8 protein-coding genes are annotated in these 8,801 nt (G+C 71.7%); 6 read left to right on the top strand and 2 right to left on the bottom strand.

The genetic code is table 11. The features are described from left to right. Positions 1-535 precede the first annotated feature (535 nt). Positions 536-1,357: an MHYT domain-containing protein gene (locus QSK30_RS21790; RefSeq protein ID WP_285505340.1), complete on the bottom strand. Its 822-nt coding sequence runs from the start codon at positions 1,355-1,357 to the stop codon at positions 536-538. A gap of 258 nt (positions 1,358-1,615) precedes the next feature. Between QSK30_RS21790 and QSK30_RS21795 the strand changes: the two genes are divergently transcribed. After that, entirely contained in the window at positions 1,616-2,560 is a 945-nt protein-coding gene (locus tag QSK30_RS21795) for a hypothetical protein (protein ID WP_285505341.1), read from the top strand. 10 nt (positions 2,561-2,570) lie between these two features. Here the strand turns inward: QSK30_RS21795 and QSK30_RS21800 are convergent, their stop codons facing one another. Then, positions 2,571-3,320: a dienelactone hydrolase family protein gene (locus QSK30_RS21800; RefSeq protein WP_285505342.1), complete on the bottom strand. Its 750-nt coding sequence runs from the start codon at positions 3,318-3,320 to the stop codon at positions 2,571-2,573. 1,170 nt (positions 3,321-4,490) lie between these two features. Between QSK30_RS21800 and QSK30_RS21805 the strand changes: the two genes are divergently transcribed. The 5 genes from QSK30_RS21805 to QSK30_RS21825 are packed head-to-tail and all read left to right on the top strand — an operon-like array spanning position 4,491 to position 8,764. Continuing rightward, entirely contained in the window at positions 4,491-5,630 is a 1,140-nt protein-coding gene (locus QSK30_RS21805; RefSeq protein ID WP_285505343.1) for an acyltransferase family protein, read from the top strand. A gap of 53 nt (positions 5,631-5,683) precedes the next feature. Further along, complete coding sequence (locus tag QSK30_RS21810; protein WP_285505344.1) at positions 5,684-6,715, top strand: 3-oxoacyl-ACP synthase III family protein; 1,032 nt, start codon at positions 5,684-5,686, stop codon at positions 6,713-6,715. Positions 6,716-6,735: 20 nt separating this feature from the next. Then, positions 6,736-6,957, top strand: coding sequence for an acyl carrier protein (locus QSK30_RS21815; protein WP_285505348.1), 222 nt, complete (start codon positions 6,736-6,738; stop codon positions 6,955-6,957). After that, positions 6,954-7,697: a 2-oxo acid dehydrogenase subunit E2 gene (locus QSK30_RS21820; protein WP_285505350.1), complete on the top strand. Its 744-nt coding sequence runs from the start codon at positions 6,954-6,956 to the stop codon at positions 7,695-7,697. Before QSK30_RS21815 ends, QSK30_RS21820 begins: the two co-directional genes overlap by 4 nt. After that, positions 7,694-8,764: an alpha/beta fold hydrolase gene (locus tag QSK30_RS21825; RefSeq protein WP_285505352.1), complete on the top strand. Its 1,071-nt coding sequence runs from the start codon at positions 7,694-7,696 to the stop codon at positions 8,762-8,764. Before QSK30_RS21820 ends, QSK30_RS21825 begins: the two co-directional genes overlap by 4 nt. The last annotated feature ends 37 nt before the right edge of the window (positions 8,765-8,801 follow it).

Genomic DNA, 8,801 nt, shown 5'->3' on the forward strand with positions numbered 1-8,801 from the left:
CAACCCACTGGGTGAACTGGCGACGCACCCACCAAGCACGCTCACGCTGGTTCCACAAACGCACCAGACTCGCCCGCGACATCGAGAACACCCAGGTCAGCTAACAAATGGCGGCTGCCGTACTAGGGGCCCCGCGCGAAGTGAGTTCACTAGATCGAGCCCCCAATCTTTCCTCGGGCAGCCCATGTCTACGAGCCACCCGTGGCGTCGACCCCAGGGCGGCACATCCCATGACCTGCCCAAGTAAAGACGGAGGCTCGATTGGCTGGACTGCCTTCGCGCGGGGCCCCTAGGCGACCGCGTGGGGACAAAGCGTGGGGAGAAGGGCATCCCCACCACTGAGGCAAGTTTAGCGGTCGCCTCCCCCCACACGAAGGCAGTCCACCCAATCGAGCACAAACGTAACGGGCATTGCGTACCAGCGGGCACGGCATTTAGAGATTGAAAGACTTAGGGAAAGTGCTCAAAGGGCAGATGGAAGATATGGGCTGGGCCGAGTTGGGGCCGGTGCTGGTGCTGGAGGTGCTCCGGCTGCTTACGGCTTTGCTCGGTCGCCCAGCAGCTTCTCGAGCTGTTGTTCTGCCCAGAGGTCCTCTTCGATTTCCTTCTCGCTGGAGGAGATGCCGACCGTGAGCAGGGATACCGCTGTCAGCACTCCGAGTACCATCGCGAGCGGTCCGAAGAACGAGTATGCCTCGATGCCGGTCAGTTGCCCTGATCCGCCGCCGAAGACCTCTACCGCCATGGCCGCCATGCCGGTGTAGTGCATGCCGCTGACCGCGATGCCCATGATGAGGGCCGCGCCGATGGTGGCGGCGATGCCTCGGACGTTGAGGGTGGCCCAGAGGGCCGCGGTGGCGGCGACGACGGCGATCACGATGGAGGCGACGACCAGCAGGGTGTCGTAGCCGACCTGGGCGTTCATGTGCATCGCGGAGATGCCGAGGTAGTGCATGGCGGCGACGCCGATGCCGGTGATCGTTCCGGCGCCGATCAGGCGGGGCCAGGTGGCCTTGCCGTAGCCGACCGCGGAGAGGCCCAGGCCGACGATGCCGATGGCGACGACGAGGCTGAGGAGTGTGCGGAAGAGGTCGTAGCGGATCTCGGTGCCGTCGACGGCGAAGCCGAGCATGCCGACGAAGTGCATGACCCAGATCCCGGTGCCGCCGATGGACACCGCGCCCAGGGCCAGCCACAGCCGCTTGGACCAGCCGTGCTGCGCGCGGGCGCGCTGCATGCTCAGCAGGCCCAGGGCGCAGCCCAGGGTCGACAGCAGGTAGGCCAGGACGGGCGTGATGGCTCCGACCGAGAAGTGGTGCACGTGGTTCATCGCCATCCGGAAGGGGTGCGCGGCCATGACCGAAAGGTCCTATCACTGGCAGCAGATCACGACCGGCGCACGTGGACCAATTCCTGAACCTGAGACATGTTTCATACTCAACTACCCTTGCGCAGGGCGTTGACCTGGGCGTATGGCGACTCTCAAAAGGACGTCCGAAGTGGATCATGGTAGTCCGGTCGGGGTAGAGGTCTGCGGTCCGGTACTTGATCGGTAACGTGTGCCCCGGGGACGCGACTCACCGTGTCGACGGCATCGGTGGTGAGGGAGACCTTGGTGAGTGGCGCGCGGCGGGGCGGGGACGACCGGGGTGGCGCGTCGCTGCTGGGCAAGGTTCTCGCCCAGTGGGTGGCGGCGGGGTTCCTCGGCTGCCTCGGTGTGCTCTACCTGGTGCGGAACCAGGACCCGGCCGCCCTCGCCCGCGAGCAGGTCGTCTGGGTCACCGCCGCGTGCGCGCCGCCGGCGGCGCTGTGGGTCGTGCGCAGGCACCGGGTGCGGCCGATGGGGGTCCTCGCCACCCTGCTGCGCACCGTCGCGCTGCTCGCGGTGGCGACCGGGGTGTCGGTCGTCATCGGTCCGCTCGCCAAGGTGGACCTGACCATCGTCGATCCCCGGCGGATCACGGCGATGCTGGTGCTGGTCTGGACCTGGATCGTGGTCTCCCGGTTCGTCGACCGGCGCACCGGCCCGTCCCGGGGCGCCGATGGGCGTCGGACCGGGGTCGCCGGGAAGCGCGGTCCGGCGGACTCCCGGCGCGGTGGTCCGCAGCCCGGCCAGGTGTGGATGGCGTGGGTCCCGTTCGAGGAGGGCAGCTACGGACCGGGCGAGCCGTCCGGCAAGGACCGGACCTGCCTGGTGGTCAGCGCCTCCGCCCGGCACGCCTACGTCCTCAAGATCACCTCCAAGGACAAGACCGGTCAGCACGGCTACCTGCCGATGCCGCACGGCTGGCACCCCTGGCGGGACGAGGAGTCCTGGCTGCAGGTCGGGGTCCTGCACAAGGTGCCGAACCAGGACTTCCGCGACTTCGTGTGCCAGTGCCCGACCGGGACCTGGCGCCGGGCCCAGGCGCTCAGCCCGAGCGGGTCCGCCCCCGACCAACCGCGGTCGCGGCGGTCGGGGGCGCAGGACCGGTCCAAGGAACAGGCCACGCGCGGCTCGTCGAGCACGTCGCGCCCGCAGCGCCGCACGGCGGGGTCCCGCCCGCGCAAGCGAACCTAGCCGGGGCGGGTCAGGTCGTGCTGAGGGTGCGATCCAGCAGGGGGAGCAGTCGGTCCCAGTGGCGCTGGAGCGCGGCCGGGTCGAAGGCTTGCGTGTCGGACATGGTGAAGCCGTGCAGGGTTCCGGGGTAGACCTCGGAGGTGTGGCCGACACCAGTGGCGGTCAAGGCCTCGTCGAGCGTCCCGCGGGCCTGCGGCGTCATGTCCTTCTCGGCGTGGCCGAGGTGGACCTGGGCGGTGATCCGGGGGACGAGGAGGTGCGGGCTGTCGGGTGCGTCGGTGACCAGGTTGCCGGGGTGGAACCCGGCGACGGCGGCCACCCGGTCGGGGTGCGCCGCCGCGGTGCGCATGGCCAGGACGGCGCCCATGCAGTAGCCGATCACGGCGACGGGTCCGGGGCTGACCTCGGGCTGGTCGGCCAGGAACCCGAGGTAGGCCTCGGCGTCGCGCAGCACGTGGTCGGTGGTGTGCGCCCTGACCAACGGCATCAGCTGGGCGACGAGCTTGGGCCGGGTCTCCTCGTCGATGTGCTCGGGGAGCGCGACCAGCGGTGCCGGGCCGTGCCGGTAGTACACGTTGGGGACGAGAACGTAGTACCCGTGCTCGGCCAGTTCACGGGCCCGGTCCTCCAGCACGGGCCGGATGCCGAAGACGTCGGTGTACAGCAGCACGCCGGGGTTCCGCCGGGCACCGTCGGGGAAGGCGGCGAAGGCGTCGGCCTGGCCGTCCGCGGTGGGGATCTGCAGCTTCTTGGTGGGCATGTGTCCTCTTGTCGTGGTTGACGTGTCGAGCCTGTGGTCAAGCACGACGGAGGAGGTGCCCGCGCGTGCGGGCCGAGTCCTCGGTCGAGGAGCGGGTCCGCGGCGGCCCGTGCGGCGCTCAGGAGAGCACCGGGTCGCCAATCTGTGTGTGGCGCGATGCCGTCCCGGTAGTCATCACCACCAACCTATCCCACCCGCCCCACCCGGCGCAGGCAGCGGCGAACGAGTAGCTGCTGCTCGCGACTCCGAGCGCGAACCGGCCGGGTGGTCCTATGTGGACCTGGTCGACACCGTCGAGCACGTGGTCGTCCGGTACCCGCCCGGGTGGACTGGCGCGCGAGGTGGCCACGACTGGGAATCCGGTGCCGCTCGAGCGGCCGGCGCGGAACCTGCTGGGGAACGGTGTCCGGCGCACCGTGGTGACCGGCGGCACCCGCGGCACCGGGGCGGGCGGCGCGCCTGGACCGTCCGTCCCCGGGGCCGCCTGCTGCGGCTTTTCGGGCTGGCTTAACTAGGTGCGCGGCTTCGAGCGCATGGATAGTCTCGTGTCAACAGTCACCGCGTGAACGCGAAGGCAACCGCGTGACGATCCGGCGTGGAGTTCCGCCGGGGCATGACGACCGCGCCATGGGGGTGCGGGCTTTGGGGGGATAGAAGATGAACAGGGATAGGGAGTGGCTCTTCGACACCGGTGTCTCGAGTCCCGACGGTGGTCTCATCGCCGTCGCGTTCGGGGGAGCGGTCGCGCGATAGCCGTCAGGTAGCCCGGTGGGCGGGTCGCGCGACCCGCCCACCCGGGCCACCCGGTCCGCGGGCGCGCCACGGGGGAGCGCCGGGGGACCGGTCCGGATAATCCACAATGGACCTTCGGGTCCGCGGCGCCGCCGGCCACGGGTGTGGGCGGCGGCGCTGTCCATTGCGCCCAGTCCGCCGCGCTCGATCCGCCGCACTCAGTCAGCTGCGCCCGCGCGGCGGTCGAGTCCACAGCGGCCGGGTCCACCGCGTCCCGTGCGGCGCTCTGTGTCCGGATGATCACCGCGTGGCACCGGCTCTCCTGAGCCGCCCGTCCACCACTCCGCGGGCCCGCGCGTCCACCGGAGAGTGTGGTTTAGAGCACGGAAAGTGCCTGCTCCTAGGGTTCGGCCGATTTCGTCCGATGAGGAGTCAGCCATGGTCACCAGTCCTGTCCCCGCGCGATTACCGACGCTCACCGGCGCGCGGTTCCTCGCCGCGTTCGCCGTCTTCTTCAGCCACGCCGTCGTCACCGGCTACCTCGGACCCGAGGCGGTCGCCGACCTGCTCCCGTTCGCCTTCTCGGCGGGCTGGGCCGGGGTCGAGTTCTTCTTCATCCTCAGCGGTTTCGTGCTCACCTGGTCCGCCCGGGCCGAGGACACCAAGGCTCGGTTCGTCCGGCGCAGGCTGGCCAAGGTCTTCCCGCTGCACGTGGTCACCTGGGCCGCCGCGGCCGGGCTGGCGCTGTGGGCGGGGCAGGCGCTGACCGCCAAGCAGTTGGTGCCCAGCCTGTTCCTGGTGCACACCTGGCAGCCCGACCTGGAGACCATCCGCGCGGTGAACGTGCCGAGCTGGTCGCTGGGCGTGGAGCTGCTGTTCTACCTGGCGTTCCCGTGGATCAAGCCGCTGGTCGACCGGATCCCGGCGCGGCGGCTGTGGGCGGTGGCGACCGGGCTGGCCGCGGTGACCGTGGCGCTGCCCGCGATCGCCCTGGGCCTGGTGCCCGGCGAGCCCAAGATCCCGGGGCTGGAGATGTCGCTGGCCCAGAACTGGTTCCTGGTCTCGCTCCCACCGGTGCGGCTGCTCGACTTCGTGCTAGGCATCGTGCTGGCCCGGATCGTGCTCTCCGGCCGGTGGATCCGGCTGGGCGTGCTGCCCATCCTCGGGCTGGTCGCGGCGGGCTTCGCGGCCGAGGTGCTGCTGTTCCCCACGGTGTGGGGGCTCACCGCCCCGCTGGTGGTGCCGCTGGCGCTGCTGATCGCGGCGAGCGCGGCGGCGGACGTGCGCGGTGCCGCCTCGCCGCTGCGGACCCGGCCGCTGGTGTGGCTGGGGGACATCTCCTTCGCGCTGTACCTGGTGCACTACCCGATCCTGGAGTTCAGCCGCGGGGTGCTGTTCCCGGAGGGCAACAACACCACCGTCGCGGCCGTGGTCACCCTCGGCGGCTTGCTGGCGGTGTCGATCGGGGTGGCCTGGCTGCTGCACGTCGCGGTGGAGAAACCGGGCATGCGGCTGCTCGCCGCACCGCGCGCGCGGACGCCCGTCGTCGAGTCGAAACCGGGGCTAGAGACGGTTTAGCGCGCGTCTTTAGCGTTCCTCGCATCGACTGAGCGACTTGGGAAGGGTGGACTGTGGGGGCCAAACCGGTACGCGTCCTGTCCGTCGGCACGGCTCTGCCGGGGCCCCCGGTGGACACCGCGGCGCTCGCCGCCCGGTTCGGCATGAACCGGCTGTGGGAGCAGTGGGTGGACACCTTCATCGGCACCCGCAGCAGGCACCTGGCGGTCGACCTGGAGACCGGGCGGCAGCGGCACACCCTCGCCGACCTCGGCGAGACCGCCGCCCGCGAGGCGATCGCGGACGCCCGCCTGTCCACTGAGGACATCGACGTGGTGGTGCTGGGCACCGCGACCCCCGACGAGCTGATGCCGACCACGGTCAATGTGGTCGCCGACCGGCTGCGGATCGACGGGGTGCCCACCTTCCAGCTGCAGTCCGGCTGCTCCGGGGCGGTGCAGACCTTCGACGTGGCGAGCGCGCTGCTGGGCACCGGCGCCTACCGCACCGCCCTGGTGATCGGCGGGGACGTCATCGCCCGGCACTACGACGTCTCCGCCGACCTGCACGCCGTGCCGCCGGAGGAGCTGGTCAACTACGTGCTCTTCGGCGACGGCGCGGGCGCGGCCGTGCTCACCACCGAGGAGGACGCCGACGCGCCGGTCGTGCGCCGGGTGCTGACCCGGCTCACCGGCCTCGATCGCGAGCCCGGGCAGGTGCTGCGCTGGTTCGGCCTGGTGGACCGGGCCAGCGCGCAGGCGCCCGCCCGGGAGGACTACAAGGCGATCGAGGAGTCGGTGCCGGTGATGGCCAGGGAGGTCGCCGACGAGCTGCTCGACGACCTGGGCTGGAAGCGCGAGGAGGTCGACTACCTGCTGCCCCCGCAGCTCTCCGTCGCGATGACCGCCAAGATCACCGCCGGGCTCGACTTCCCCGGCGCGCGCGAGGTCTCCTGCGTCGCCGACATCGGCAACAACGGCAACGCCCTGCTGTTCTTCCAGCTGCGGCGGCTGCTCGCCGAGATGCGCGGCCCGGCGCGGGCGATCGCGGTCGCCATCGAGTCCAGCAAGTGGATCAAGTCCGGGCTGGCCCTGGAAACCCTGTGAGCACTCGGGAGGACACACCCATGACCACGGCCGACTTCGTCCGGCTGGTGCGCGACGAGCTGGGCCTGGAGGTGGCCGAGGGCGACCTCGACCGCGACCTCGACGAGCTCGGCGGCTGGGACTCGGTGCACCTGCTGGCGATCGCGGTGTCGCTGGAGCGGCACGCGGGCACCCAGGTGTCGCTGCCGGACCTGCTGACCGCGCGCACCCTCGGCGCGATCCACGGGCTGGTGGCCGCGTGAGCCACCCCGTCCCCGTGCAGCGCAGGCACACGCTGCTCTTCCTCGACCAGGTCCGCGACTTCGCCCCGGTCTTCCTCGACACCGAGGTCGACGCCACCGCCATCGTCGCCGCCAGGGCGCGGGCCGCGGCGGCGGGCGAGCGCCGGTCCGTCGTCTCGTTCGTGGTGCACGCCGCCGCGGGCGTGCTGGCCAAGCACCCGGAGGCGAACTCCGCGATCCAGAGCGGCGAGCTGGCCACCTTCGACACGGTGAGCGCGAAGGTGACGCTGGACAAGCGGCTCGGCGGTCAGCGCGTCGTGCTGGCCACCGTGCTGCCCGACCTGGCGGCGGCCTCCCTCGCCGACATCCAGGCCCAGATCGACGACGCGATCGCCGCGGACCCGGACACCGACCCGCGGTTCGCGGGCATCCGCGCGCTCGCTGCGCTGCCCGCCGACGAGGCGCGCGCCCGCTTCGCCGAGTCCGCCGCCGACCTGGCGCTGCGGCCCAGGATCACCGGCACGTTCAGCGTCACCTCGCTCGGGCACCGCGCGGTCGACGGGTTCCACTCCGTCGGCGGCACGACCGTCACCCTGGGCGTCGGCCGGGTCGTCGACCGGCCGGTGGTCCGCGACGGCGCGGTGGTCGTGGCCCCGGTGCTGCGGCTGTCGCTGACCTTCGACCACCGGGTGATCGACGGCGCCGAGGCCGCCGACGTGCTCACCGAGATCAAGGACGCGCTGGAGGGGACCGAGGGATGAACGACCTGCTGGAGCTCAAGCGGTTCGTGGTGGCGCACGCGGTCTCGCAGAACCTGCCCGCCGACCACTACACCGCGCTGCTCGACCGGATCGTCACCGACCGCGGCGACGGGCCCGGCTCGTGGGCGCGGGAGTGGGTGGACGCCGGGGAGGCGCTGGTGACCGCCGGTGAGCTGCTGGCGGCGAGCCAGTACTTCACCCTGGGCCGGTTCCCGTTCGTCGACGGCCCAGGCCGCGCGCACGCGCTGACCCGCGCGATCGAGACCTTCGACCAGTGGCGCGCGGGTGTCCCGGCGATCGAGCCGCGCACCGTGCGGGTCGACGGGCAGCCGGTGCGGCTGTGGACGATCGGGCTGTCCGCCGCCGCGCCCCGGCCGCTGCTGATCATGAGCGGTGGCATCGTGAGCCCGAAGGAGCAGTGGGCCGCTGTGCTGCCGCAGCTGGCCGCCTTCGGGTTCGCCGGGGTGGTGGTCGACTTCCCCGGCGTGGGGGAGAGCCCGCTGCGGCTGACCGCCGAGAGCTGGCGGCTGTTCCCGGCCATCGTGGACGGTCTCGGGTTCGAGGCCGACGTGGACCAGACCTACCTGCTGGCGCTGAGCTTCAGCGGGCACCTGGCGATCCGGGCCGCGCTGCACGACCCGCGGATCCGGGGGATCGTCGGCAACGGGCCGCCGGTGCACGACTTCTACACCGACCGCGTCTGGCAGGACAAGGTCCCGGCCATCACCCGCGACACCCTGGCCCAGCTCGCCCGGGTCACCCCGGCCGAGGTCTACGACCACATCCGGGACTGGGCCATCACCGACGACGAGCTCGCCGGGCTCTCGATCCCGCTGGCCGCCGTGGTGGCCCGGCAGGACGAGATCATCCCGCCCGCCGACGTCGACCGGCTGCGCCGCTCGGTGGCGGACCTGACCCTGGTCGAGCACGACGACGTGCACGGCGCCCCCACCCACCTGGCCGAGACCCGGGTGTGGAGCCTGCTCGCGGTGCTGCGGATGTGGCCGGACGCCCCCGACGCCGTGATCGGCCAACTGGAAGCCGCCGTCGCCGCGGCGCGCGGCTGAGCACCCGCACCCCTCCCGGCAGAACCGCCGGTCGACC

Source organism: Actinokineospora sp. NBRC 105648 (assembly GCF_030269645.1).
Taxonomy (GTDB): Bacteria; Actinomycetota; Actinomycetes; order Mycobacteriales; family Pseudonocardiaceae; genus Actinokineospora.